Raw genomic sequence first — 24,006 nt, forward strand, 5'->3', positions numbered from 1 at the left:
CCAGACCGTGCCCAAGAACTGGACCGAATTGTGCGATCAGGTTTCGGACAACTTCCGCGTCATCGATCCTGCAGATTACAGAATCATGGCTTGAGCGAGCGACGATTTCGCGGGTCGTCAAGCAGACGGAGTATATATGTATCCGGGCGGCGCCGATCTCACCGATTTCGGCGAAGGCTATGCCAAGCTGTCGACGACGCTCGGGCCGGTCAGCGCGCTCGCCGGCGTCGCTTATGCGCCCAAGCAGCGCGCGCTCGGCAATTTCTCGAACACGCCGCAGAGCCGCGGGCAGAGCCAGGACAATACCTATCTGTGGGGCGATGTCAGCGCCGGGATCCCGACCACGCCGGTCACCGCCAAAGCGCATCTCGGCTATTCGTGGGGCAATCCGGGGCTCGGGCCGAACGGCACCAGCGTAGCACCGACGGGCAAGTATCTCGACTATCTCGTCGGGCTCGACGTGACCTTCAAGCCCGTCACGCTGGGGCTCGCTTATGTCGGCACCGACATTTCGCGCCGCCGCGCCGCCTATCTGCTGCCCAATTTCTCCTCGACCAAGAACGGGTCGTCGATCTCGTCGGGCAAGCTCGTCGTCTCGCTGTCCGCCGCCTTCTGATCGCGGCTGGATGAAATGCGTCCCCCGCTAGCCGGGGGGCGCATCGCGGCGCTACACAGGGGATCGCATGGCATCCCCTCCCCTCCCGCAATCGCGTTACGCGCCGGCCTTGGTCGAAGCCGCGCTCGCGCTCCACGACAATCGGCTGTCCGATGCCGAACCTTTGCTCAAGCAGCAGCTCAAGCACGATCCGTTCGACGTCGCCGCGATGCGAATGCTCGCCGAGCTTGCCGGGCGGATCGGGCGCTACCGCGATGCCGAGGTGTTGCTGCGCCGCGCGATCGAGCTGTCGCCCGCCTTCACCGCGGCGCGCGCCAATCTCGCGCTGGTGCTCTACCGCCTCAACCGCCCGTCCGAGGCGATCGCCGAGCTCGCCACCGTGGTGGTCGAGGATCCCGACAATCCCGGCCACGCCAATCTCCAGGCCGCCGCGTTCGGCCGGATCGGCGATTTCGACGCGGCGATCGCGCTGTACGGGCGCGTGCTCGCCGATGCGCCGGCACAGCCGCGCGTGTGGATGAGCTTTGGCCATATGCTCAAGACCGTCGGGCGCCAGGCCGACGGCATCGCCGCATACCGCCGCGCGATCGATCTGTTGCCGAGTCTTGGCGAAGCGTGGTGGAGCCTCGCCAATCTCAAGACGGTGCGCTTCGACGAGGCCGATATCGCGCGGATGGAGACGGCGCTCGCCGCTTCGGGGATTTCGGACGAAGACCGCTTCCACCTCGATTTCGCGCTCGGCAAGGCGTTCGAGGATCGCCGCCAGGCCGAGGCGGCGTTCGCGCATTACGCCGCTGGCAATGCGCGGCGGCGCGCGCAGCTGGCGTATGACGCCGAGGAGACGACGCGCTTCGTCGATCGCAGCATCGCGACCTTCGATGCCGCCTTCTTCGCCGAGCGCGCCGATTCCGGCTGCCCCGCCCCCGACCCGATCTTCATCCTCGGCATGCCGCGCGCCGGATCGACGCTGATCGAACAGATCCTGTCGAGCCACAGCCAGGTCGAAGGAACGAGCGAACTCCCCGACATCCCCGCGCTCGCCCGCGGCGAACCCGCATATCCCGAGGGCCTCGCCGACTGGTCGCCCGAGCGGCTGCGCGAGGCGGGCGAGGCGTATCTTGCGCGCACCCGCATCCAGCGCCGCACCGACCGCCCGTTCTTCATCGACAAGCTCCCCAACAATTGGGCACACGTTGCCTTCATCCAGCTGATCCTACCGAATGCGCGGATCATCGATGCGCGGCGGCATCCGCTCGGCTGCTGCTTTTCCAACTTCAAACAGCATTTCGCGCGCGGTCAGGGCTTCAGCTACGGGCTCGAGGATATGGGGCGTTACTATCGCGATTATGTGCGGTTGATGGCGCATGTCGATGCCGTGCTCCCCGGTCGCGTCCAGCGCGTGCTGTATGAAGACATGGTCGCCGATACCGAGGCCACCGTGCGCGCACTGCTCGCCGCGTGTGGGCTCGCGTTCGAACCTGCGTGCCTCGCCTTTCACCAAACCGAGCGCGCGGTGCGGACGGCGAGTTCGGAGCAAGTGCGCCGCCCGATCTTCCGCGAGGGCACCGACGCGTGGAAACCGTTCGAGCCGTGGCTCGCCCCCCTCACGGCGGCGCTCGGCGAGACGCTCGACGCCTATCCGGCAGCACCGAACGCGTTGTAATTCCGCCACGCTTGCGCAGCATTGTTGCTGTCGTGTTGCTGCACGCTTGACGAATACCGCAGTCGCGAACAGCTTCTCCGCAACATCGTAAGGGGGAATTTGATGTCGCTGTTCGGGCACCGCGCCGTCGTCGCTGCATTGCTGTCATCGGTCGCCTGCGTCAGCCCAGCGCTGGCGCAGACCGCACCAGCCGAGCGGACGCCGCCCTCCGAGCCTGTCGTCGATGGCGGCGACATCGTCGTCACCGCGACCAAGCGCTCGGAAACGTTGCAGAGCGTGCCGATCGCGGTCCAGGCGCTGCCGACCAAGGCGCTCGACCAGCTCAACATCACCAACTTCGCGCAATATGCGAAGCAACTGCCCTCGGTCTCGTTCCAGCCCGCCGCCAATGCTGGCGGCAATCCCGGCCAGATCGTGATCTACCAGCGCGGCATCGCGGCGGGCGGCGAAGGCAACCATTCGGGCTCGCTCCCCGCGGTCGGCGTCTATCTTGACGAGCAGCCGGTCACGACAGTCGGCGGCAATCTCGACGTCCATATCTATGACGTCGCGCGGATCGAGAGCCTGTCGGGGCCGCAGGGCACGCTGTTCGGCGCGTCGTCGGAGGCGGGCACCGTCCGCATCATCACCAACAAGCCCGATCTCTCGCATTTCTACGGCCGCGCCGACGTCGAGGGCAACCACGTCAGCAAGGGCGGCTTCGGCGGCAAGGCCGAGGGGATGCTCAACATCCCGCTTGCGGACAATATCGCGCTCCGCGTCGTCGGCTTCTACCAGCGCGACGCCGGCTATATCGACAATGTCGCGGGGACACGCCGCTTCTGCGGCGGCACCAACTTCGACGCCGCGGGCAATTGCGTGAAGGACGGCATCACCGTCAACAACGCCAGCTTCGTCAAGAAAGACTATAACGACACCGAAATCGCCGGCGGCCGCGCCGCGCTGAAGATCGATCTCGACAGCAATTGGACCGTGACGCCGACCGTCATGTACCAGGATACGCGGAGCCACGGCGCCTATGGGTATGATCCCAAGGTCGGCGACCTCAAGCTCCAGCATTTCCTCCCCGAATATCGCCGCGACCGCTACGTCCAGGCGGCACTGACGATCGAGGGCAAGGTCGGCAATTGGGACCTGACCTATGCCGGCGCGTATCTCGACCGCAAGGCGGCGCAGTCGAGCGACTATACCGATTACGCCGAGGCCTACGACAATCTCTATTCGTCGGTCGGCGGCCTCGCCGGCTATTTCTATTACAAGGACAATGCCGGCCGGCAGATCGCCCCGCTGCAGAACGTGGTGGCGACCGACCATTTCAAGAAACTGAGCCAGGAGCTGCGCGTCGCAAGCCCCGCGGGCGACCGCTTCCGGATCGTTGCTGGCGCGTTCTACCAACGCCAGAGCAACGACATCAACCAGGACTACCGCGTCGCCGGGCTCGCCACCGCGCTGTCGGTCAACGGGTCGCCGGGCACCTTGTGGCTGACGCAGCAGCACCGCGTCGACAAGGATTATGCGATGTTCGGCGAGGCGAGCTTCGACATCACCCCGACGCTCACCGCAACCGCGGGCGCACGCGCCTTCATCTACGACAATTCGCTGATCGGGTTCTTCGGCTTCGGTCGCAATCCGTCGGGCAATTATTCGGACACGCCGTATAATGGCGCGGGCAGCTCGCGCACAGGCGTCGCAGGGTGCTTCACCACCAACGGCACGCGGTTGCGCGAAGCCGTCGCCGCGGGCGCATCGACCACGCTCGCCCCCGCCGCAGTCGCCGGGAGCCCGTGTACCAATCTCGGCAATTTTGTCGGATGGCTTGGGGTCCAACCGGTCAAGGCCTCGGGCCAGGGCGTCACCTATCGCGCCAATCTCAGCTGGAAGCCGGTGCGCGGCGTGCTGCTCTACGGGACCGTCTCGCGCGGCTTCCGGCCAGGTGGGATCAACCGGCGCGCCGACGTCGCGCCCTATGCCGCCGATTATCTGACCAATTACGAATTCGGCGCGAAGACCACGCTGCTCGGCGGAAGAGCGCATATCAACGGCGCAATCTATCAGGAGGATTGGGCCAAGTTCCAATTCTCCTATCTCGGCGCAAACAGCTTCACCGAGATCCACAACGGCCCCAATGCGCGCGTCCGCGGGATCGAGCTCAACGGCAATCTCAATCTGGGGGGCCTGACGCTCAGCGCGTCGGGAGCGTATAACGACGCCAAGACGCGGCAGAATCTGTGCCTGATCGACGATCCGACGTATCGCTGCACCGACACCGGCAATGGCAACATTGTCTCGGCGCCGGCTGGCACGCGGCTGCCGATCACGCCGCGCTTCAAGGGGAGCGCGTCGGCGCGCTATTCGGTGCCGGTCGGCAGCTTCAAGGTATACGGCCAAGGCGTCGTCTCGCACCAAAGCTCGGCCGCGTCGGACATCCGCACCGCGACGAAATACCCGACCGGGAACGTCTACAACCCCGCCGCAGTGCTTGGCCGGCTCGCCGCCTTCACCAGCGCCGATTTTGCGCTCGGTGCGGAGTTCAACCGCTTCAGCATCGAGCTGTTCCTCCAGAACGCGTTCGACACGCGCGGGCAGATCGCGCGCTTCCAGGAATGCGGCAGCTGCGGGCAGCGGCCTTACATCATCCCGATCGTCCCGCAGACGGTCGGCGTGCGGCTCCACAGCGAGTTCTAGGCCTAGGTCTGCGCCGGACACGAAAAGGGCGGGGAGTGTCGCCACTCCCCGCCCCCTCGCGCTGTCCGAAAAAAGTTTGGCTTAGAAGTGCGTGATCACGCCCAGCATCGGCCGCAGGCTCTTGAAGTTGCTGTAGGTGTTGACCTCGGCACGGATGCGGAAGCCCGCATTGCCCGTGATGCCCTTGAGACCGATGTCCTTGGGACCGAACTCGGTGCCGATGCCGTAGGTGATCGAGTCATACTTCTTGTCGTTGCGGTTGCCCGTCGTATAGGCGGGGAACTTGTCGAACTCGACCCACTGGTAGCCGACCTTGCCGTAGAACATGCCGCTGTCGCCAGCGCGGACGCCGAAGCGGCCTGCTGCGCCATATTCCCAGTTGATGTTGCCCGACACGCCCTTGATGACGTTGCCTTCAACACCGACGAACACCGGACCGAGCGGAACGTTGACGCCGACGACGCCCTGCACCAGCGCACCGGCGAGGCGATAGTTGTTGCGCAGCGAGCCATTGGCGTTGAGCGCGCGCGGGATGCCGTGGTTGGGCTGGTTGTCGAACTGTTCCCAGCCGCCCATCACGCCGACATAGGGCTCGATGCCGAATGCACGGCTGCCGTCGGGTGCGGTCGGAGCGGTTTCGACTGGCGCAGCGGCGGGCGCGTCCTGGGCGAAAGCGGGCGCAGCGACGACCACGGCCAACGCGGCAGCGGCGATTTTAAGAGTACGCATGTGGAATGACCTTAATTTACGGACGTTTTTAGGGGGTGTGCCGGGTATGTGTCCGGAAGCCCGGTGCGCCCTTAACAAGCTTTTGCGACCAATGTTGCACCGCAGCGTAATAATCTTGCCAGTCCGAGATTTTGTCACATTTCTGCAACGGTTTCTTTCCACAGGATGAACGAAACCCGGAAAATGCCTTCACTGGCATAGTTCGCGCTCCGGGTTGGGGACGTCGTGCCATCCACCAGATCGAGACTCAGGTAACTGGAGCAACGCGACTCCGACACATCGCACGGCCGAGTCGGCACCGAGGTCGGGAACGGTAGAAAGTCGTGCAGACGACACCCAAGTCAATGCGATCGCACCGCAAAAATGCGCTGGGCGGACGATATCAGCGCGCCGACAAAAATGTCGCGGCGGGGCTAGGATCAAAGTCGCAACCCGCGCGACGGCGGCGCGCGCCGGTTGCGAACGTCCAGGGCCGGGTGAGCCCCAAGCCATTCCATGTGGGCATCTGGGGTGTAGCGGATTTACAGGACAAATCTGCTGGTTCAGCCGCGGGTGTCACATCGGGCGATCGCCCATGCGCTCACCAAGCCGCACCGGCCGCGCCGGTATCCAGCTTTGATCAAACGCAATCGTTCCCCGCCGAAATAGCATCACGATCGTCGAGCCAAGCAGGAAGCGCCCCATTTCCTCGCCCTGCTCGAGCGCAATCGCTTGATCGGCATAGCGCCATTCCGTCGGCTTGCCAGTCCGCTTTGCATTGACGGTGCCGTGCCATGCCGTCGCGATGCTCCCGACGATCGTGGCTCCGACGAGCACCATCACGAACGTGCCGTGCTCCGGACTCTCGAACACGCACACGAGACGTTCATTTCGCGCAAACAGATTGGGCACGCCGCGTACCGTGACGGGGTTCACGGAAAACAGCGTGCCCGGGATGTGGCGCATCAGGATCAAACTGCCGGCACACGGCATATGCAGCCGGTGATAGTCGCGTGGCGACAGATACAGATTCGCAAAACTGCCATGACGGAACTCGGCAGCCAGTGTGCCGTCGCCGCCGACCAGTTCGGTCGTGGTGAACCGGTGTCCCTTGGCTTGCACGATGTGATGGTCGTCGATCGCCCCGACTTGGCTGATCGCGCCATCGACTGGGCAGATGAAATCAGCCTGCGCCAAAGGGCGAATGCCCGCCCGCAAGGGCCGCGAGAAAAAGTCGTTGAAGCTGGCATAGCTGGCGACGTCCGAATTTTGGGCTTCGCTCATGTCGACCCCGTATCGGGCGACGAACCATCGGATCAGTCGTGTGGTCATCGCACCACCTCGCGCGCTGGCGATACGACCCGCCAGAAGGGTCAGGCGCTGTTTCGGCAGAGCGTATTGAAGCAGGACAGCAAATCGATCGGACATCTTAGACCCTCGCGCATCGGCCCGCGACTATAACGATCGATTGAGCGGCTATGCGAGCGTCTCATCAAACAGATCTCTGGACGCACCCTCGAAAGTGCGCGCCGAACCACCATATGCCGGGCATGGGCGGTCGGTTGAAACGGATAGCTGGGCTCGCGGAGGCTGCCGCAAGAACGGCCACACAGCCCGAAGATGCGTGCTGCGCGTTATGCGGCCGGCCTCTCGGACACCAGGTGGAGCGACATCACGGTGTTCCCAAGAGCGAGGGGGGCACGACGACCGTGCCAGTGCATCCGATCTGCCACCGTACCATCCATGCCTTCGTGACGAACCGTGAACTGGCTTCGGCCTATGGTTCGATGGAGCTGTTGCGCGAACGTGATGATATACGGCACTATCTTCGCTGGATCGCTGGAAAACCCGCCGATTTCCGCGCCCCTACACGGCGACGCAGCGCATAACGACGACTACAGACATCGGCCGAGCCTGCCGTTTGCCTCCAGCGCGCGCGCCAAGGCGCCGAGCGCCGGAAGCGTCGTGGCGTCGATGTCGCCCTCATGCGGTGCCCGCCACAGCGCATCTGGAACGAACGATGCATCGTCGGACAGCCGCCTGTCTGCGCGCGGCTCGATCCCGGTCCGAGTCAGGCACCGCTGAGCGACCGCCGGAGCCGGCAACGTCGCAACCGGCGCGCCGTGCTGCGCTCCGCTAAAGCTCGGTCGGGGCGACGACGTTCGCAGTCGAGTTGACTTTGTTGCACCGCAAGCGGCCCCGCTTCTCAAGCGACGAGCAACAAAAAAGCCCGCCAACTCATTGAGTCTGGCGGGCTTTTAATGGTGGGCGTGGCAAGGATTGAACTTGCGACCCCTGCGATGTCAACACAGTGCTCTACCACTGAGCTACACGCCCACTTCGCTGCGGCAGTGCCTAGCGAGGGGCGGGCTCTAGCGAAGCCTTTGCCCGGGCGCAAGCACTTGCAGTGCGGAAAAATCAGATATTGTCGCTCATTCGTTCGAGCTCGAACATCCGGTCGACCTCGAGCACCAGATCGCGCAGGTGGAACGGCTTCGACAGCACGCGCGCCTGCGGCATCGTCTTGCCGGCCTTGAGCGTCACCGCGGCAAATCCGGTGATGAACATCACGCGCAAATCGGGCGCGAGATCGGCGGCCTTCTGCGCGAGTTCGATGCCGTCCATCTCGGGCATCACGATGTCGGTGAGCAACAGGTCGAAATGCTGGCTTTCGAGCAGCGGGATGGCTGCGGTCCCGCGGTCGACCGCGGCGACGGCATAGCCCGAGCGTTCGAGCGCACGCGTCAGATATTCGCGCATCACGCGATCATCCTCGGCGAGCAAAATGCGTATCATGTCCAAAATCCCGCTTCGCGGCCGCGCCGCTTCCGTACCGCGCGATCCTATGCGCACAGGCCTTAACATTTTCCAGCCGGATCGGCGCGGGCTTATGGTAGGTATTGTCCCATGGCTTCCCTCCCGCCCTCGTTCGAGCGCTATGGCGACGATCCGCCCGCCAGCCCGGTCGTGCTGTCGGTGCCGCATGCCGGCCGCGACTATCCGGTGGCGCTGCAGGCCGCGCTGCGCGTGCCGTTAAATGCGGTGACGGTGCTCGAGGACCGCTACATCGATGCCGTCGCGCTCGCCGCGCATGCGCGCGAGACGATGTTCATCCAGCGCCGCGCACGCGCCTGGATCGACCTCAACCGCTCCGAGCAGGAACGCGATCCGATGATCGACGAGGGCGCGACCTGGACGTCGCAGCCGCTCGCCACCGCCAAGCTGCGCGGCGGGCTCGGGCTGATCCCGCGGCGCGTCGCAGGGGCGGGCGAACTGTGGCGGCGGCGGCTCGACGGCTATGACGTGGCGGCGCGGATCCGCGACGATCATCGCCCGTATCACGCAGCACTCGCAGCGGCGCTGGCGACGGCACGCGCCCGCTTCGGGGTGGCCATGCTGCTCGACGTCCATTCGATGCCGACGCTGGGCGCTGGTGCGCCGCGAATCGTGCTGGGTGACCGTTTCGGGCGCAGTGCAGCATCCCGCTTCGTCGCGGTGGCAGAAGAGACGGCGAAAGCGTCGGGCCATGCCGTGGCGCGCAATGCGCCGTATGCCGGCGGGCATATCCTCGACACGCAGGCCCGCCCCGGCGCGGGGGTGCATGCTTTGCAGATCGAATTCGACCGGACGCTGTATCTCGATGCGGCAGGAGATCAGCCCGGCGACGGCATGCCCGCGATCGCACGGCTGCTCCGCGCGATCATCGACGCGCTGGCGGACGAAGCGACTGCCGGGCTGGCGCTCGCTGCGGAATAAAAAAACCACCGCGTGCAATGCAGCACGCGGTGGCCAAGGTTCAGGGAGGAGGCGCCCTGAAAGGGCGCCGCGCGGTCCCGCGAAAGGGGGGAACACGGGTCCGCGTACGAGGGATATAGGTTGACGCTTTTCGGCCTTCAAGGGCAAAAGTTTTGCCGGCAACAGTTCGTCAGAATTCGGCGCGATCGCGCTTTCGCACGCCCGGCAGCATCCGCGCGAGCACGCCGTTACGCAGCAGGAAATGATGCCGCAGCGCGGCAGCGACATGCACGATAACGAGCGCGGCCATCGCATATCCAAGGATCGAATGCGCCGCGTCGCCGACCGCAGCGGTCTGCGCCGAGACGGGCAGACGGGGTACGTCGAACAGCGCGAACCAGCGCAGCGGATAGCGCGCTTCGCGCCCCGCCGAGCCCATCGCCCAGCCCGACAGCGGGAGCACGAGGAGCAGCGCGTAGAAGGCGACGTGGCTCGCCCGCGCCGCCGCGCGTTCCCATGTCGACAAGGTCGCGGGCAGCCGCGGCGGACGGTGCGTCAGCCGCCAGGCGATCCGTGCCAGCGTCAGCGCCAGCACGGTGAGCCCGATCGACTTATGCAGCGGGATCGCGCCCGCGACCCCGTCGAGCAGCGATTCGTGCAGCAGCCCGATCGCCAGATTGACCCCGATCAGCGCGGCGATGATCCAGTGAAACCAGATCGCGCCGCGCGAATAGCGATCGATCCGAACGATCGCGCTGCGGGCCATCAGTTGACGAGCTGCGGCACCGGTGCCTTGCCGAGCTTGACCTGGCGATCGAAGATCTGCGGCAACGTCGAGAGCGAGAAGAGGTGAGCGTAGATCAGCGGGAGCAGGCCCGACTTCTGGATCTTGCGCAGTTGGTCGCCGCGCAGCTCGTTGAGCTTCTCTTCATTGACCATCTGGAAGCCGCGGTAGATGAACGGCTGCTCGTTGCCCTCGACCTGCAGCGTGACTTCGCCTTCCATCAGCAAGCCCATCTCGCGCAGTTCGGACATGAAGTTGGCGGTGCGCGCGCCGGCCTGCTCGAACTGCTCGTTGAAGCCCAGGATGTTCTGGACGACTTCGGTCGGCTTGCCGTCGGCGAACAGCGCCTCGCCATCGTCGAATGCGCCGATCGCCTCGCCGGTCGGATCGAAGCAGAGCGACAGTTCCTCGGCGTCGGGGCGCAGCCGCGCGAGCATGAAGGGATAGCGGCGGACATAGGCCGGGACATAGACCGTGTCTTCGGTCAGCTTGCCGTCGTCGCCGATGAAGACGTTGACGCCTTCGTTGAGGCCCATCAGCGCGATCGGGATCGCATCGTCGCCGCTGGTGAAGACGATCGGCAACGTGCGCTGCGCCATCACGAATTCGTCGACGGTGATCGGAATGGCGTGCTGGCCGACGAGGAAGGTCGCGCGGTCGAGCATGCGCATCTTGAAGGCGGCATGCGTCTCGCTCGAAAGCGGCTCGAGCGCGTTATAGAAGAGCGGAAGCGATTGCGGCGCGCTGGCCATCGGGATTCTCCATCGAACGTCAAAGCGCTGCGGTTTGCTACGCCGGATGGCCGCTGGCTCTATGGTGCAGGAGGGCTTTCCGCAAGGCCGAGCAGTTTATCGGGGTTCATCAACCCATAAGGATCGAGTCCCGCCTTGATCGCACGAAGCGCGGCCATGCGCGCGGGCGAGGACAGGCGCGCGAGTTCGGCGCGCTTCATCTGGCCGATGCCGTGCTCGGCCGAGATCGAACCGCCCGCCGCGACGACAAGATCGTGGACGAAGCGCGTGACCCCCGGCGCCTCCTCGGCATACCAGCGCGCGGGGTCGACCCCGGCGGGCGCGCGGACGTGGAAATGGACGTTGCCGTCGCCGAGATGGCCGAAGGCGGTGGCGTGGCTTCCGGGAAAGCGCGCCTCGGCGGCGGCGGCGGCCTCGACCATGAAGCGCGGCATGCTTGCGACGGGGACCGAGATATCGTGCTGCATCGCAGGGCCACTGGCGCGCTCGGCCTCTGACAACGAATCGCGAATCCGCCAGAACGCCTCGGCCTGCGCCTCCGATGCGGCGATCGTCGCATCGGCGGCTTGCCCGTCGGCGAGCGCCGGGGCGAGCAGGCGCTCGAGCAGCGCCGCGGGCGACTCGGCGGCAGGATCGGTCGCGACCGATTCGATCAGCACGTGCCAGCGATGCGTGGTCGCGAGCGGTGCGCGCGTACCCGGGATATGCGCGAGCACTTGCGCGAGCGAATCGCCCGAGACGATTTCAAAGCTCTCGATCGTGTCGGTCTGCCGCTCGAGCCGTCGCAGCAAGGCGAGCGCGGTTTCGGGGTCGGCGAGCCCGACCCAGGCGACGGCGCGCTGCGCGATCGCCGGATACAGGCGGAGCGTGACCGCGGTGAGGATGCCGAGCGTGCCCTCGGCGCCGATCAGCAGATGATCGAGATCATAGCCGCGATTGTCCTTTTTCAGCGCGGCAAGACCGTCATGGATCTCGCCATTCGGCAACACCGCCTCGACGCCTGCGACGAGCCCGCGCATCGTCCCGAAGCGCAGCACTTGCGTGCCGCCGGCATTGGTCGAGGCGAGCCCGCCGATCGTCGCGCTTCCGCGGGCGCCGAGCGTCAGCGGGAAGCGCATCCCCTCCGCCTCGGCCGCGGCATGAAGATTGGCGAGGATCACGCCCGCCTCGGCAACCGCGAGCCCGGCGGCAGGGTCGATCGAGCGGATCAGGTTCATCCGCCGCAGCGAGACGATCAGCGCCGAACCGTCGGCGGGCGGCGTCGCGCCGCCTACCATCGAGGTATTGCCCCCTTGCGGGACGAGCGGAACGCCGTGGTCGGCGGCGAGCCGCATGACCGTCGCGACCGCCGCGGTGCTGTCGGGCGAGAGGATCGCGGGGCTGCGGCCGTGATAGCGTCCGCGCCAGTCGTCGAGCCACGGCGCGATGTCGCCTGGATCGGTCGTCACCGCAGCGTCGCCAAGCGCGGCACGCACGGCGTCGATGAGGCTGGTCTGGCGCGGACTGGGCTGTATCATGGTCATATCGCTGCCTCTATCACCGCCCTTCGCACGCCGCCAATTCATCCGCTGTTCAAGCCTATAGGGTAACCCCGCGTCCCCAATGCCGAACCTGGTCCTTCCCCTCACCGTGTTGCTTGCGCTCGCCCCGGCTGCTTCGGCCGAGATGGGGCCGTTCGACCGTGTCGAACTGGCGCAATTGTCGATCCACCAGCGCATCGTGATCCGCATCCCGCGCGTCTTCGGGCGGCGCGCCGAGGAGCGTTCGGAGTTTGCCGAGCAGCGCTGGGTCACTAAAAAAGGCCCGAAATGCGTGCCGATGGGAGCGATTGAAGGCGCGGTCATCACTGGCAGCGACAGTGTCGATCTGCTCGTCGCCGATGGTACGCGGTTGCGCGCGGAGTTCGACGACGATTGCCCGGCGCTCGATTTCTATTCGGGATTGTACGTCAAAGGCACGTCGGATGGGATGGTCTGCGCCGACCGCGACTCGATTCGCTCGCGCTCGGGCAGCGCGTGCAAAATCGAGCGTTTCCGGCGGCTCGTCGCCAAGCGATGAGGCTTGCGATGCCCTTTTTCTTGACATTCGCGGCTTAATCCGCAAGCGCTTTGCCCTGTTCGTGGGCGCTTTCGCCCCGGCGCTTTTTCCGGACACCGCATGACTTTTGCCGATCTCGGCCTTTCCGACGAACTCCAGCGCGCCGTCAACGAGTCGGGCTATACCGAGCCGACTCCGATCCAGGCGAGCGCGATCCCCTCGATCCTGATGGGCAAGGACCTCGTTGCCGTCGCGCAGACGGGCACCGGCAAGACCGCCGCCTTCGTGCTGCCGATGATCGACATCCTCGGCGAAGGCCGCAGCCGCGCCCGCATGCCGCGCACGCTGATCCTCGAGCCGACGCGCGAACTCGCCGCGCAAGTCGCCGAGAATTTCGAAAAATACGGCAAGTATCACAAGCTCTCGATGGCGCTGCTGATCGGCGGCGTGTCGATGGGCGACCAGACCGCCGCGCTCGAAAAGGGCGTCGACGTCCTGATCGCGACGCCGGGCCGGCTGATGGATCTGTTCGGGCGCGGCAAGATCCTGCTGACCGGCTGTTCGATGCTGGTGATCGACGAGGCCGACCGGATGCTCGACATGGGGTTCATCCCCGACATCGAGGAAATCTGCACCAAGCTGCCAAAGACGCGGCAGACGCTGCTCTTCTCGGCGACGATGCCGCCGCCGATCAAGAAGCTCGCCGACAAGTTCCTCGACAATCCCAAGACGATCGAAGTCGCGCGCCCCGCGACCGCCAACGTCAACATCAAGCAGTGGCTGGTGCACGTCACCGCCGCCAAGAAGCGCGACAAATTGATCGAGCTGCTGCGCCAGGAAGACGTCAAGACCGGCATCATCTTCTCGAACCGCAAGACGACGGTCCGCGAGCTCAACAAGGCGCTCCAGCGTGCCGGCTTCGCGTCGAGCGAAATCCATGGCGACATGGAGCAATCGCAGCGCATCGCCGAGCTCGACCGCTTCAAGAAGGGCGAGGTCAGCATCCTCGTCGCCTCCGACGTGGCGGCACGCGGGATCGACGTGAAGGGCGTGAGCCACGTCTTCAACTTCGATGCGCCGTGGCATCCCGACGATTATGTCCACCGCATCGGCCGCACCGGCCGCGCCGGCGCGACGGGGATCGCGTTTACCTTCGCGACGCCCGATGACGTCGAGAACATCCAGAATATCGAGAAGCTGACCGGCTTGAAGATCGAGCGCTATGAAGCGGGCGAAGCACCGGTCGTCGCGTCCGACGACGCCGAAGCGCCGCGCGCGGCGACCAAGGCGCGGCGTCGCCCCAAGGCGGCTGCGAAGCCCGAGGCCGCACCCGCCGAGGTCGAGACGGCGGTCGAGTCCGAGCGCCCTGCCCGCGCTCCGCGCGAAGAACGCACGCCGCGGGCGGAACGTCCTGCGCGTGAGGAGCGGCCTGCTCGCGAGGAACGGCCTGCACGCGAGGAGCGACCTGCCCGTGAAGAGCGTCCGGCTCGTGAAGAACGGCCTGCTCGCGCGGAACGCCCGGCTCGTGACGAACGTCCGGCTCGTGACGAACGCCCTGCGCGTGAGGAGCGCGCCCCGCGCGACGACCGTTCGGCCCGCGATTCGCGACAGCAGCGCGATACGCGCCCGACCCGCGAGAGCGACGCGCCGCGCGCCGAGGTTCCCAACCAGATCGCGCCGATCGATGCCGTCGACGACGGCGGTTGGAACGGCCCGATGCCGGCATTCCTGCTCGCCAAGCTGACACTGACCGAGTGAGCCTGCCGATCGCTGGGTACGCGGCGGCAGTCGTCGCTCCTGGCGGGCTATATAAGGCTGCTCCACGCGACGGCGTGGAAATCAGTCTACACTGCCGCCAGGTTCCTCCCCCGCGAACCGGCGGGGGGAGCACTCGGCGAAAGGCGGAGCTCTCCGCGAGCGTGTCGCTTGTGGCTACGCCGCGTCCACCACCAACCTGAAGGCTGGTGGTCCCCCTCCTCCGCCTCGCGAGGGAGGATTGAAGTTACCCTGCCGCCCCCGCCTGCGCGATCAGCGCATCGTCGATCTCGCCAGCGCGCTTGTACGCCGGGCGGCTGAGGATCCGGCCGAGATAGTCCTCGAACGCCGCGCGCTTCGGCAGTGAACCGAACATCACGCCCCACGCGACTTGCGATCCGGCATAGACATCGGCCGCGCTGAAGCTTTCCCCAGCAATGTACGGATTGGCCGACACCGCTTTCTCCAGCACATCGACCGTCAGATCGAAATGACCATAGCCCGCCATCCGTTGCTGATCATCGGTCGGCGTCACGCCGAGCGACTTGTTGGTCACGGCATGCTCGACCGGCCCCGCCGCAAAAAACAGCCAGCGATAATAATCGGCGCGCTCGCCGAGCGGCGGCGCGAGCCCGGCTTCGGGAAAGGCGTCGGCGAGATAGGCGCAGATCGCCGCCCCCTCGGTCAACACATGCCCGTCGTGGACGATCGCCGGCACCTTCCCCATCGGATTGATCGACCGGTACGCCTCGCCCTTCATCGTCGTCGCATAATCGAGCACGACCGTTTCATACGGCGCGCCGACCTCCTCGAGCATCCAGCGCGCGATCCGCCCGCGCGACATCGGGTTGGTATAGAAGGTCAGCGCCATGATCGGTCTCCGAATCGGTCAGCAAGAACAATAGAAGAACATTACCGAGCCGAAGCGTCAATCCTCAGAGGGACTTGGCGAAGAGCGCCAGCATCCGCGCCCACGCCTTGTCGGCCTGCGCTGCATTGTAGACCTTGCTGTCGGGCGGGGTCCAACCGTGCATCGTGCCGGTATAGACCTCGATCTCGGCGGGCAGCTTGGCTGCGGCAAACGCGGTGCGCAGCGTGTCCTTGGCAGCGGGATCACGCGCGTCGTCGTTCGCGGCGATCGCGACGAGGTAGCTCGCCTTCATCTTGGGGATCAGCAGATGCGGGCTGTCGGGCTTGTCGGTGGCGAGCCCACCGCCGTGGAAGCTCGCGCCCGCGCGGACTCGTGTCGGGTTGGCGGCCGCGGTGCGCATCACCATCGGGCCGCCCATGCAATAGCCCGTGGTCGCGAGACCCTTGGCGCGGTCGACCTGCTTCTGCGCGTCGAGCCAGGCGGTGAAGGCGAGCGCGTCGCGCGTCGTGCCGTCGGTGCTGAGCGCCTGGACATAGGGCATGATTTTCGCGCGCACTTCGGGCTGCCCGAAATCCTCGCCCGGCGCGATGATCGGCGATTTCACCGAGCGGTAGAATTGGTTGACGACCAGAACTGCATAGCCCGATTGCGCGAGCCGATCGGCCATCTGCCGGAACGCCGGGCGCAATCCCATGATGTCGGGCCAAACGAGCACGCCGGGCGCCTTGCCGGTCGCGGGTGCGACGAAATAGGCGTCGGCTTTGCCGTCGGGCGTGTCGATCACGACGTCGCGGCCGAGGATCTTGGCGGCGTTAGCCGGCGCCGGGAGCAGCATCGCGAGCCCGGCCGCACCGGCGATCGTGGCGAAGCCGCGGCGGGTGAGCGAGGGATCGGCGAGATGCGCGTCATTCTCGGCCACGGTGAAATCGTCACACATCGGTCTCTCTCCTCGCGAATCGCCATTGAGGCGTTTGCCGCACCATAGGGAAATTTTTCGCGACGGATATCCTGCCGATCCTCGACGATCCCGGGGACGCTAGACGGTACGCCACCACCACACGCCGTCCTCGAGCGTCCGCACCGCTCGCCCCTCGACCTCGAGCCGCCGCACATGCGCGAGCGCCTCGCCCGTCGCCATGCCGAGCATGTCGGGTCCGATCGCACGGCGGAACAGTCGCCCGAAACAATCGATCGCGCGCTTCGGCTCGGCGAGGAACACCTCGAGCTCGTCGAGCCGTTCGCGATGTTCGCGGTCCATCGCATCGAGCCGCGCGTGCAGCCCGGTGAACGGGTCGCCATGCCCCGGCAGGACAAGCAGATCGTCGGGCAATTGCTTGAGCCGCGCGATCGATTCGAACCATTCGCCGAGCGGATCGGCAGCGGGCTCGGTCACGCCGAGCGAGATGTTCGGGCTGATCCGCGGCAACACCTGATCGCCCGCGATCAGCACCTTGGCTGCAGGATCGTAGAGGCAGGCATGTTCGGGGCTGTGTCCCGATCCGACGACGATCTGCCACTCGGTTTGCCCGATCCGCAGCGTGTCGCCATGCTGGATCCGCGTGTAGCCGAGCGGCAGCGGCGTCACGATCCGGCGAAACCCTGCCCAGCCGCGTTCGCACGCATGCGCGATCTGCGCATCGTCCCATCCAGCGCCGCGCCAGAAGGCGAGCATCTCGTCGGGCACAGCGTCGCGCGCGTCAGCTACCAGCATCCGCGCGGTGAGCCACTCGCCGCGCGTCATCACGAGCGGGCAGCCATGTTTGTCGCACATCCAGCCGGCGAGCCCGATATGGTCGGGGTGGAAATGCGTGCCGATCATTTGCGTCACGCGAACGCCGGCGAGTGACCCTTTCGACAGCGCCTTCCAGGCATCGCGCGCCTCGGTCGTGTTCATCCCCGTATCGACCAGCGCAACGCCGCCATCGTCATCGAGCAGCCAGCAATTGACGTGCTTGAGCGGCCCGGGAACATGCAGTCGGACCCAGCCAATGCCGGGTGCCACTGGCATCACGTCGTGCGCGTCAGGCTCGGCGCCGCCGAACGGATAGGTCAGCCCCTTGTGGCTGGTCGGGGCGAACGCGGGGGCGATGGGTGCGGTGGACATGGCACGGGGTAGCGCGATGGCGCCGCCGAAGTCACGCGTTTCCGCTATGCGGCGAGCGCGGCGCCCTCGCCGAGCACATGGCGCAGCACTTGGTCAGGTGTTTCGAACAGCATATCGGGCTCAAGCCGCGTCAGTACGTCGCGATTGGCATAGCCCCACAGCACGGCGCCCGAGCAGATCCCGACCTTCTTCGCCGCAACGACATCGCGCGTCTCGTCGCCGATCGAAATCGCCTCGCTCTGCGCGATGTCGCATTTGCGCAATACGCGACGATAGCGCCGCGCTTTGCCGAAGAGCGACGCGCCACATTCGAACCGCTCGATCAAAGCGGCATTGGCAGGGCCCAGAATTGCGCGGGCATTGTCCTCGGCATTCGACGTGACGAGGGCAATCCGTACGCCGCTCGCCGCCAATTGCTGGAGCAACGCCGGGATCCCGTCGAACAGCGCGATACGATCGGTCTGTTGGGCGAGCAGGTCGTGTGTATAGCGGCCGATCGCAGGCAGCTTCCAGCGCGGGATGCCGAGATGGCGGATCACTTCGCTCGACGTCTTGCCGCGCAGCAATTCGACCTCGTCCGCGGCGACCTTACGAAACTTGAAGCGATCGGCGAGATGGTCGGCGATCGACAGGAACCAGTCTGCGCTATCGGCCAGCGTCCCGTCGAAATCGAAGATCACGAGACGATAGCGCGGCGACATCGGGCGATCTCAGCGCCGGCCGCGACGTTTGCCGCCATCGCCGTCCTGCAGGACGGCGGCGCTGCGGATCGTCACCAGTTCAGAGCGAGTGACGACGCCATCCTTGTCGAGATCGAACCGGTCGAACAGCACGCCGAATTGCGCCTGGAGTTCGGCGAGCGTGATGCGGTTGTCGGTGTCGGCATCGACTTGATACGGGCTCGGCAACGCGTTGCGGTCGCCGAGCCATTTCTGCGCCCAATCGCTATAGCCGATATAGCCAGCCGATCCGGCGGGGTTCGGCCCGGCATCGACGAAACTGCGCGCGACGCAGGCGGTCAACTCGGCGCGCGTCGTGCGCGCATCACCATTGGCGTCGCAGGCGGCGATGAACAGCGCGGCGGGTTCGGCGACGATCGTCGCGCCCGGCTGGCGCGGCGGAACCGGCGCTGCCGGCGGCGGCACCTGCGCAGCGAGCGCGAGCAGCAGAATCAGACTCATGCACGCACCCCCCTGTCCGGCAACAGCAGACTGGCGTCACCGTAGCTGTAGAATCGGTATCCGTCTGCAATGGCATGCGCATAGGCGGCCTGCATCGTATCAGTACCCATCAACGCACTGACCAGCATGAACAGGGTCGAGCGTGGAAGATGGAAGTTGGTCACCAACCCATCGATCCCGCGGAAACGATAGCCCGGCGTGATGAAGATCGCGGTATCGCCCTCGAACGGCCGGATCACCCCGTCCTCGCCGGTCGCGCTCTCGATCAGCCGCAGGCTGGTCGTGCCGACCGCGATCACCCTGCCCCCGGCCGCGCGGACCGCGTTGAGGCGGTCGGCGGTCGCCGCGTCGATCCGGCCCCATTCGGCGTGCATCTTGTGGTCGGCGGTGTCGGTCGCCTTGACCGGCAGGAAGGTGCCTGCGCCGACATGCAGCGTCAGCGTGGCATGCGCGATCCCGGCGGCAGCGAAGCGCGCCATCAGGTCGGGGGTGAAGTGCAACGCCGCGGTGGGCGCTGCGACCGCGCCCTTTTCGGCGGCGAACATCGTCTGGTAATCATCGGCGTCCTGCGCATCGGCGGCGCGGCGCGCGGCGATATAGGGCGGCAGCGGCATCCGCCCGGCGCGCTCGAGCAGCAGTTCGACCGGCTCCTCGCCCTGGAATTCGAGCGCGAAACTGCCGTCTTCGCCGCGATCGTGCGCGGTCGCGATGACGCCGCTGCCGAAATCGATCGCGTCGCCGTCGCGCAGCCGCCGCGCATTCCGGATGAACGCGCGCCAGCGACGCGGCCCCTCGCGCTTGTGCAGCGTCGCGCCGATCCGCGAATCGCCACGCGTCCCCTCGAGCTGCGCCGGGATGACGCGCGTGTCGTTGAACACGAGTAGATCGCCCGCGCGTAACGCCCCCGGCAGATCGCCGACGCTGCGGTCGTGCAGCGCTGTGCCCTCGACCACGAGCAGCCGTGCCGAATCGCGCGGCGACGCCGGGCGCAGCGCGATCCGCTCGGGCGGCAGGACAAAGTCGAACAGGTCGACGTTCATTGACCGCATGCTCCCCGCCGCGAAGACCTGTCTTACGCGGCCTTCTTCTTCGGTGCAGCGGCCGGCTTGCCCTTGAGCATCGGCTTCACCGCCGGCTTGCTCGGGGCAAGCGTAGCAGGTGCGATCGTCGGCTCGGGCGCCGGCGGCGCAGGCACATAGGCCGGCGGGCTGTCGGCGGCGATATAAGCGTGGAGGATGCGCGACGGGCGCGTCGGCGGTTCGCCGCGTGCGATCGTGTCGACATATTCCATGCCCGAGATCACGCGACCGAAGATCGTGTACTTCTTGTCGAGCTTCATGTTCGGGTTGAACACGATGAAGAACTGGCTGTTGGCGCTGTTCTCTGCCTTGGTCACCTGCTCGACGGTCGCGCCTTCGGCCGAGCCTTCGCGCGCTGCCGAGACCGCGCCGCGCACGTGCGGCAGCCAGTTGAACTCGGCGGGAACGTCCGGGAGCGTCGAACCGCCGGTGCCGTCGCCCTTGGGGTCGCCGGTCTGCGCCATGAAGCCTTCGATCACGCGGTGGAACAGCAGGCCGTCATAGAAATGCTGGCGCGTCAGCGTCTTGACACGCTCGACCATTTTCGGCGCGGCATCTGGACGCAGCCAGATGATGACGCGGCCGCCGGTCGACAGATCGAGATACAGCAAATTCTCGGGGTCGGTCGCCGACGGGATCGGCGGGCGACCGGCGGTCGTCACGACCGCGGACTTGGCGTCGTCCTTCTTCTTGTTGGCAAGGGCGGGTCCGGCGAGAAACGCCAGGAGAAGGACAAACAGGCTGGCAACGAAACGCATTATTTCCCCGCGAAATATCTCGGAATGGAGTCGCGCTTAGACCATGTGCCGCTTTGCGCCAAACTGAACGTTGCCGGGCAAAGGCGACCGAATTAGGGCCGCATGCCCTTTCGGCCGATCTGCTCGACGCGGTCGACGACGTCTTGCGCCACGCTCGGCGTCACGAACCGCGTAACCGGCCCGCCATAGAAAGCGATTTCCTTGACCAGGCGGCTCGCGATCGGCTGGAGCGCGACGTCGGCCATCAGGAACACCGTCTCGACGCGGTCGTTGAGCGCGCGGTTCATGCCGGTCAATTGATACTCATATTCGAAATCGGTGACGCCGCGCACGCCGCGCAAGATGATGTTTGCCCCCTGGGCCTCGGCGAAATCCATCAGCAGCGAATCGAATGCTACGACGCTGACGCCCTCGATCTTAGCGGTTTCGCGCTCGATCATCGCGAGCCGCTCGTCGAGCGTGAACATCGGCGACTTGGACGCATTGGTCGTGACGCCGATGACGAGCCGGTCGACCAAGGTCGCGCCGCGCCGAATGATGTCCATATGCCCCAGCGTCACCGGGTCGAACGTCCCCGGATAGACGCCGATGCGATCGGTCAACGATCGCGCTCCAGCGTGAAGCGGGCGATATCGCGGAGCAGATCGGCTTCGGGGCCGAAATGCTGGAGATGCTGGATCGCCTGATCGACCAGCATCCGCGCCTGCGCGCGCGCGCGGTCGAGACCGAGCAGCGAGAGGAAGGTTTCCTTCCCCGCGCCCTCATCCTTGCCGAGCTTCTTGCCGACCGCAGCCTCGTCGCCCTCGACGTCGAGAATGTCGTCGGCGATCTGGAAGGCAAGCCCCATGTCGCGCGCATAGCCGCGCAGGCCCACGCGCCCCTCGGGCGGCACCTTGCCGAGGATCGCACCCGCCTCGACCGAACAGGCGATCAGCGCGCCGGTCTTCATCGCCTGGAGGCGCGTGACGGTCGGCAGGTCGAAGGTCGATTTCTCGGCCTCCAGATCCATCGCCTGCCCGCCCGCCATGCCCGACGGGCCGGCCGAGCGCGCGAGATCGAGCACCAGCTCGCTGCGCACGAACGGATCGGGATGCGTCGCGGGATCAGCCAGAATCTCGAACGCCAGCGCATGGAGGCAATCCCCCGCGAGAATCGCGGTCGCTTCGTCGAACGCCTTGTGCACCGTCGGCTTGCCGCGCCGCATGTCGTCATCGTCCATCGCGGGGAGATCGTCATGGATCAGCGAATAGACGTGGATGCATTCGATCGCGGTGGCGACGCGGCCGGCGCAATCGCGATCGACCGCGAACAGCCGCGCCGTCGCGAAGACGAGCAGCGGTCGCAACCGCTTGCCCCCGCCGATCGCGGCATGGCGCATCGCGCGATACAAATCGGCGCGCGGGTCATTGGGGATGGTGAGGAACGTGTCGAGCCGGCGATCGACGTCGGCGCCGACCTGGGACAAGGCCGCCTTGAGCGACAGGGACGCTGCGGTCATGCCATCAACCTGCGGCAAAGGGCTGCGTGCCGACGGCACGCCCCTCGCTGTCGGTACGGATCGCTTCGATCCGCGCCTGTGCCGCCGTCAGACGGTCGTCGCAACGACGCCGCAATTTATCGCCGCGCTCATAGAGCGCGATCGCCTGGTCGAGCGGCGCATCGCCGCTCTCGAGCCTCGACACGATCCCCTCCAGTTCCTTGAGCGCCGCTTCGAACGTCAACTCTTCGATCGGTTTATCCATTTGGCAGCTATGCGGCACGCGAGCGTTTGGGGTCAAGGATACGCGAGGCCTCGGTTGCGTTTGTTGTTCGTCCCCAATGAGGAATACCCCATGTTTACCAGCATCGACCCCGCCACCGGCGCGCCGGGCCAATCCTATGCCGAGCTGACCGGCGCAGAAATCGAGATCAAGCTCCAGCGCGCGCACGACACCTTCCGCGAATGGCGGCTGACCGATCTCGCGACCCGCACCGCCCTGCTCGAGCGAATCGCCGAGCAATTCGACGCCAATACCCAGCGCCTCGCCGAAACCGCGACGCGCGAAATGGGCAAGACGCTCAAGTCCGCCATCGCCGAGGTGCAGAAATGTGCGCAGGCGTTCCGCCATTATGCGCAGGAAGGCGCGGCCATGCTTGAACCGCGCAGCTTCCCCGGCGCGACCGCGACGTGGCATCCGATGGGTCCGGTGCTCGCGGTGATGCCGTGGAATTTCCCGTATTGGCAGGTCGTGCGCTTCATGGCGCCGACGATCCTGGCGGGCAATGTCGGGCTGCTGAAGCACGCGTCGAGCGTGCAGGGTTGTGGAGCGGCGCTCGAGGAGATGGTGATCGCCGCGGGCGGGCCAGCCGGGCTGTTCCAGAATCTGGCGATCAAATCCGACAAGGTCGATGCGCTGATCGCCGATGATCGGATCGTCGCCGTGACGCTGACGGGGAGCGAAGGCGCGGGGATGAAGGTGGCGGAAGCTGCCGGACGCGCGCTGAAGAAGGTCGTGCTTGAACTTGGCGGGTCGGACCCGTTCATCGTGATGCCCTCGGCCGATCTCGATGCGGCGGCCAAGGCCGCGGTGACCGCGCGCGTGCAGAATACCGGTCAGTCGTGCATCTGCGCCAAGCGGATGATCGTTCATGCCGATGTCTATGATGCCTTCCTCGAGAAATTCTCGGCGGGGATGCAAGGGGTCGTCGCCGGCGACCCGATGGATGCGGCGAGCGACATGGGCCCGCTATCGAGCGAGGAGCAGCGCGCGACCGTGCTCGGCCAGCTCAAGTTGTTCGAGCAGGCGGGCGCGAAGCTGCTGTTCGGCGGCGAGGCGCTTCCCGGCAAGGGCGCGTATATGTCGGCCGGCATTCTGGTCGACGTGCCGACTGATCACGAAGTCGCGAACGAGGAACTGTTCGGGCCGATTGCGATGCTGTTCAAGGCGGCGGATATCGACGAGGCAATCGGTATCGCCAATGCCGTGCCGTTCGGACTGGGCTCGTCGGTGTGGACGCAGGATGCCGACGAGCGCGCGCGCTTCGAGCGCGATATCGAGGCGGGGATGATCGCGGTCAACAAGATGCTGGCAAGCGCGCCCGAGGCGCCGTTCGGCGGGGTGAAGCGCTCGGGACACGGGCGCGAGTTGGGGCCATACGGGCTGCACGAGTTCATGAACTTGAAGACCGTGCTGGGGTAAGGTGCCTCCCGCCCTCTCCCGCGAGCGGGAGAGGCTACGGAGACTTGGGTCGCGCTTCTTCAGCGCGGCCCTGGTCGTCGTCGGTGAGGGTCTTCCTTT

The 24,006-nt window shown here is 66.0% G+C and carries 23 protein-coding genes, 1 tRNA gene and 1 pseudogene; 8 read left to right on the top strand and 17 right to left on the bottom strand.

Features of this window, described 5'->3' with window-relative positions:
* Positions 1-133: 133 nt before the first annotated feature.
* The 3 genes and pseudogenes from QN347_RS00715 to QN347_RS00725 form a co-directional block, all read left to right on the top strand.
* A pseudogene (locus QN347_RS00715) lies at positions 134-616 on the top strand (TorF family putative porin); the annotation flags it as partial.
* A gap of 67 nt (positions 617-683) precedes the next feature.
* The gene (locus QN347_RS00720; protein WP_322160607.1) at positions 684-2,279 is read left to right on the top strand and encodes a tetratricopeptide repeat-containing sulfotransferase family protein; all 1,596 of its coding nucleotides are present in this window, start codon (positions 684-686) and stop codon (positions 2,277-2,279) included.
* Positions 2,280-2,381: 102 nt separating this feature from the next.
* Positions 2,382-4,964, top strand: a complete 2,583-nt coding sequence (locus tag QN347_RS00725) for a TonB-dependent receptor (protein ID WP_322160609.1) — start codon at positions 2,382-2,384, stop codon at positions 4,962-4,964.
* An 81-nt stretch (positions 4,965-5,045) separates the two neighbouring features.
* Here QN347_RS00725 and QN347_RS00730 read toward each other — a convergent pair whose 3' ends face one another.
* Positions 5,046-5,693 carry an outer membrane protein gene (locus QN347_RS00730; RefSeq protein WP_133190182.1) on the bottom strand — a complete coding sequence of 216 codons (648 nt, stop codon included), beginning with the start codon at positions 5,691-5,693 and terminating at the stop codon, positions 5,046-5,048.
* Between the two features lie 555 nt (positions 5,694-6,248).
* Complete coding sequence (gene asd, locus QN347_RS00735; protein ID WP_322160611.1) at positions 6,249-7,100, bottom strand: archaetidylserine decarboxylase; 852 nt, start codon at positions 7,098-7,100, stop codon at positions 6,249-6,251.
* Positions 7,101-7,222: 122 nt separating this feature from the next.
* On the opposite strand from asd, the gene QN347_RS20960 reads away from it, so the two are divergent.
* Complete coding sequence (locus QN347_RS20960; protein WP_416194508.1) at positions 7,223-7,561, top strand: HNH endonuclease; 339 nt, start codon at positions 7,223-7,225, stop codon at positions 7,559-7,561.
* Positions 7,562-7,934: 373 nt separating this feature from the next.
* Here the strand turns inward: QN347_RS20960 and QN347_RS00740 are convergent.
* Together QN347_RS00740 and cpdR are read right to left on the bottom strand one after the other, a co-directional pair.
* Positions 7,935-8,009, bottom strand: a tRNA-Val gene (locus QN347_RS00740).
* 81 nt (positions 8,010-8,090) lie between these two features.
* Positions 8,091-8,468, bottom strand: coding sequence for a cell cycle two-component system response regulator CpdR (cpdR, locus tag QN347_RS00745; protein ID WP_133190186.1), 378 nt, complete (start codon positions 8,466-8,468; stop codon positions 8,091-8,093).
* A 111-nt stretch (positions 8,469-8,579) separates the two neighbouring features.
* Between cpdR and QN347_RS00750 the strand changes: the two genes are divergently transcribed.
* Positions 8,580-9,428 (top strand): N-formylglutamate amidohydrolase, encoded by an 849-nt coding sequence (locus QN347_RS00750; protein WP_322160613.1) that lies wholly within the window; start codon positions 8,580-8,582, stop codon positions 9,426-9,428.
* 169 nt (positions 9,429-9,597) lie between these two features.
* Here the strand turns inward: QN347_RS00750 and QN347_RS00755 are convergent, their stop codons facing one another.
* Genes QN347_RS00755 through QN347_RS00765 form a run of 3 tightly spaced genes read right to left on the bottom strand, consistent with a single transcriptional unit; the run spans position 9,598 to position 12,460 of the window.
* A complete protein-coding gene (locus QN347_RS00755) occupies positions 9,598-10,173 on the bottom strand; it encodes a cytochrome b (protein ID WP_322160615.1) in 576 nt (191 codons plus the stop codon).
* A complete protein-coding gene (locus QN347_RS00760; RefSeq protein ID WP_133190192.1) occupies positions 10,173-10,943 on the bottom strand; it encodes a SapC family protein in 771 nt (256 codons plus the stop codon). The genes QN347_RS00755 and QN347_RS00760 overlap by 1 nt, the downstream gene beginning before the upstream one ends.
* Before the next feature lie 59 nt (positions 10,944-11,002).
* Positions 11,003-12,460, bottom strand: a complete 1,458-nt coding sequence (locus tag QN347_RS00765; RefSeq protein WP_416194509.1) for an FAD-binding oxidoreductase — start codon at positions 12,458-12,460, stop codon at positions 11,003-11,005.
* Positions 12,461-12,545: 85 nt separating this feature from the next.
* Between QN347_RS00765 and QN347_RS00770 the strand changes: the two genes are divergently transcribed.
* Positions 12,546-13,001: a hypothetical protein gene (locus QN347_RS00770; RefSeq protein ID WP_229839459.1), complete on the top strand. Its 456-nt coding sequence runs from the start codon at positions 12,546-12,548 to the stop codon at positions 12,999-13,001.
* A 99-nt stretch (positions 13,002-13,100) separates the two neighbouring features.
* On the top strand, positions 13,101-14,738 hold the full coding sequence (locus QN347_RS00775) for a DEAD/DEAH box helicase (protein WP_322160619.1): 1,638 nt from the start codon (positions 13,101-13,103) through the stop codon (positions 14,736-14,738).
* Between the two features lie 244 nt (positions 14,739-14,982).
* Here QN347_RS00775 and QN347_RS00780 read toward each other — a convergent pair whose 3' ends face one another.
* The 10 genes from QN347_RS00780 to QN347_RS00825 all read right to left on the bottom strand — a co-directional run bounded on the left by QN347_RS00780 (position 14,983) and on the right by QN347_RS00825 (position 22,470).
* A complete protein-coding gene (locus QN347_RS00780; RefSeq protein ID WP_322160621.1) occupies positions 14,983-15,606 on the bottom strand; it encodes a glutathione S-transferase family protein in 624 nt (207 codons plus the stop codon).
* A 64-nt stretch (positions 15,607-15,670) separates the two neighbouring features.
* Positions 15,671-16,543 carry a dienelactone hydrolase family protein gene (locus tag QN347_RS00785; RefSeq protein ID WP_189677159.1) on the bottom strand — a complete coding sequence of 291 codons (873 nt, stop codon included), beginning with the start codon at positions 16,541-16,543 and terminating at the stop codon, positions 15,671-15,673.
* 99 nt (positions 16,544-16,642) lie between these two features.
* Positions 16,643-17,710 carry an MBL fold metallo-hydrolase gene (locus QN347_RS00790; protein WP_322160623.1) on the bottom strand — a complete coding sequence of 356 codons (1,068 nt, stop codon included), beginning with the start codon at positions 17,708-17,710 and terminating at the stop codon, positions 16,643-16,645.
* Positions 17,711-17,754: 44 nt separating this feature from the next.
* Complete coding sequence (locus QN347_RS00795; RefSeq protein WP_322160625.1) at positions 17,755-18,411, bottom strand: HAD hydrolase-like protein; 657 nt, start codon at positions 18,409-18,411, stop codon at positions 17,755-17,757.
* Positions 18,412-18,420: 9 nt separating this feature from the next.
* On the bottom strand, positions 18,421-18,891 hold the full coding sequence (locus tag QN347_RS00800; protein WP_322160627.1) for an EF-hand domain-containing protein: 471 nt from the start codon (positions 18,889-18,891) through the stop codon (positions 18,421-18,423).
* Positions 18,888-19,931, bottom strand: coding sequence for a tRNA preQ1(34) S-adenosylmethionine ribosyltransferase-isomerase QueA (gene queA, locus QN347_RS00805; protein ID WP_322160629.1), 1,044 nt, complete (start codon positions 19,929-19,931; stop codon positions 18,888-18,890). The genes QN347_RS00800 and queA overlap by 4 nt, the downstream gene beginning before the upstream one ends.
* A gap of 32 nt (positions 19,932-19,963) precedes the next feature.
* Entirely contained in the window at positions 19,964-20,728 is a 765-nt protein-coding gene (locus QN347_RS00810) for a peptidylprolyl isomerase (RefSeq protein WP_133190235.1), read from the bottom strand.
* 92 nt (positions 20,729-20,820) lie between these two features.
* Positions 20,821-21,330, bottom strand: coding sequence for a pantetheine-phosphate adenylyltransferase (gene coaD / locus QN347_RS00815; protein ID WP_322160631.1), 510 nt, complete (start codon positions 21,328-21,330; stop codon positions 20,821-20,823).
* Positions 21,327-22,226, bottom strand: coding sequence for a polyprenyl synthetase family protein (locus QN347_RS00820; RefSeq protein ID WP_133190245.1), 900 nt, complete (start codon positions 22,224-22,226; stop codon positions 21,327-21,329). Before QN347_RS00820 ends, coaD begins: the two co-directional genes overlap by 4 nt.
* Positions 22,227-22,230: 4 nt before the next feature.
* On the bottom strand, positions 22,231-22,470 hold the full coding sequence (locus QN347_RS00825) for an exodeoxyribonuclease VII small subunit (RefSeq protein WP_322160634.1): 240 nt from the start codon (positions 22,468-22,470) through the stop codon (positions 22,231-22,233).
* Between the two features lie 9 nt (positions 22,471-22,479).
* Between QN347_RS00825 and QN347_RS00830 the strand changes: the two genes are divergently transcribed.
* A complete protein-coding gene (locus QN347_RS00830) occupies positions 22,480-23,907 on the top strand; it encodes an NAD-dependent succinate-semialdehyde dehydrogenase (protein ID WP_322160636.1) in 1,428 nt (475 codons plus the stop codon).
* The last annotated feature ends 99 nt before the right edge of the window (positions 23,908-24,006 follow it).

Source organism: Sphingomonas sp. 10B4 (genome assembly GCF_035019905.1).
GTDB classification, from domain to species: Bacteria; Pseudomonadota; Alphaproteobacteria; order Sphingomonadales; family Sphingomonadaceae; genus Sphingomonas; species Sphingomonas glacialis.